Below are 433 nucleotides of genomic sequence, written 5' to 3'. Positions count from 1 at the left end.
CGGCATCATCACGCCCTGGAACTTCCCGATCGCCATTCCCGCCTGGAAGATCGCGCCGGCGCTTTGCTACGGCAACACCGTCGTCTTCAAGCCGGCCGAACTGGTGCCCGGCAGTTCCTGGGCGATCGTCGACATTCTTAACCGCGCCGGCCTGCCGAAGGGCGTCTTGAACCTCGTGATGGGCAAGGGCTCGGTCGTCGGCCAGGCGATGCTCGACAGCCCGGACATTCACGCCATCACCTTCACCGGCTCGACCGGCACGGGAAAACGCGTGGCGCTCGCCTCGGTCGAACACAATCGCAAATACCAGCTGGAGATGGGCGGCAAGAACCCGTTCGTCGTGCTTGACGACGCCGATCTTGCGGTCGCGGTCGAGGCGGCGGTCAACTCCGCCTTCTTCTCGACCGGCCAGCGTTGCACCGCATCTTCCCGG

The 433-nt window shown here is 65.1% G+C and carries 1 protein-coding gene; it reads left to right on the top strand.

Features of this window, described 5'->3' with window-relative positions; genetic code table 11:
- On the top strand, positions 1–433 hold a 433-nt coding region (locus ASE71_RS37005; RefSeq protein ID WP_244497376.1), incomplete at both ends, for an aldehyde dehydrogenase family protein.

The organism is Ensifer sp. Root954 (assembly GCF_001429005.1).
Lineage (GTDB): Bacteria > Pseudomonadota > Alphaproteobacteria > Rhizobiales > Rhizobiaceae > Ensifer > Ensifer adhaerens.
The sequence above is the reverse complement of the archived record's forward strand: the minus strand, read 5'-3'. Positions and strand labels throughout refer to the sequence as shown.